At 71.6% G+C, this 1,551-nt stretch carries 1 pseudogene; it reads right to left on the bottom strand.

The features are described from left to right. Positions 1-1,551, bottom strand: a pseudogene (locus tag EOA33_RS35210) (chromosome segregation protein SMC); the annotation flags it as partial.

The raw sequence follows: 1,551 nt of genomic DNA, 5'->3' as shown, positions 1-1,551 counted from the left end.
CCGCTCGCGCCCTTCCCGGTTCAGGCTCTGGATCGCCTGCCGCAATTTGCGGATCGCCTCGATGATGTCCTCGCGCTCGGAAACGATGGTCTCCAGCCGGTCGGACAGCTCCTTCTGCTCTTCCTCGGCGCGCAGGTTGACGGCGCCGAGCCGCTCACGCTCGACCTTCAGCCGGTCGAGCTGACGCTCGACATCGGCCATTTCGGGCATCGGTTCATCGGCTTCCAGACCGGTGTGGCGGATGACCAGGTGCGGTGGCGTGTTCAGCGTTTCCTGGATGCGCGCCTCGACCTCCAGCCGCCGCTCGTCGGCGGCGGTCAGCCGCTCCTCGGCGCGGACGCGGGTTTCGCGCGCTTCGGCGAGCGATTGGATGGCAGCGGTCGCGGCCTTGTCGAATTCGGCCTGTTTGTTCTCTGCTTCCTGCAAGCGGTCGGCCGCTGCCTGGCGCAGCGTCTCCGCCTCGGCCAGTTGCGAGAGCAGCGCGCGGCGCCTGGCATCGATCTCATCGGGAGCATCGGCCAGCCGCTCGCGCTCGGCCTCGGCTTCCGCCTTGCGCTCGCCAAGGGCGGCGATCTGCGTCGAGGCGTTCTCGGCCCGCTCCAGCCAGCTGCGGCGCTCGGCGCCGATGGCTTCGAGCCGGCGCACACGCGCTTCGGCTTCGCGCCGCAAGCCCTCATGGACGGCGCGCGCGTCGGCAAGAGTGGCTCGATCGCGCGAGACATTGGCCGAGGACTGTTCGAGCTGCAGTTGCAGGTCACCGAGATCGGGCGCGTCCTGCAGCAGCGTTTCGGCTTCCAGGAAGGCCGCCTGGGTTTCCTCATGGCTGTCGACGACGCGGGCGCGCGCCTCGTCGAGCGCGGCGCGCCGGCTCACCAGTTCGCCGCCGGCCTTCTCGGCCTCGGCCAGCGCGTTGCGGGCGGCATCCAGCCCATGCTGGGCATCGCGGCCGGCCTGGCGGGCATTGCGCTCGGCCTCGCTTGCCTGGCGCAGCGCCTGTTCGGCCTGGGCAAGGGCTGCTTCGGCCTCGCGCAGGACGCGGGTGGCCTGCACCGCCTCGGCGTCGAGCTCGGCCAGCCGGTTCTTCTGCGCCAGCCGTTGTGCCGCGGCGGTCGGCGCGTCGGCGCTGGCGGTCAAGCCGTCCCAGCGCCACAGCGCGCCGTCGCGGCTGACCAGCCGCTGGCCGGGCGCAAGCAGGGCCTGGAGACGGCGGCCATCGGCAGCCTCCACGATACCGATCTGCGCCAGCCGGCGGGCAAGCTGGGAGGGCGCGCGCACGACGCTGGCAAGGCTCTTCACGCCGTCGGGCAGCGCTGCATCGCCCGGCTGGATCGCGCTCTCGCCCCAATGCACCGGCGCGCTGCGGTCGAGCGGCACGTCGAGATCCTCGCCGAGGGCGGCGCCCAGCGCGGTCTCGTAGCCGCGCTCGACGCTGAGCTGCTCCAGCACGGCCGGGAAAAGATCGCCGCTGGCGGCATTCAAAATCTTGGAAAGCGTGCGGGCTTCGGTCTCGATGCGCTGCACCTCCGCCTTGGCGTCCTGTAGCGGCGGTCG

It is taken from the genome of Mesorhizobium sp. M4A.F.Ca.ET.050.02.1.1 (assembly GCF_003997725.1).
Taxonomy (GTDB): Bacteria; Pseudomonadota; Alphaproteobacteria; order Rhizobiales; family Rhizobiaceae; genus Mesorhizobium.
Note: the sequence above shows the minus strand (reverse complement) of the source record. Positions and strands in the feature narration are given on the sequence as shown.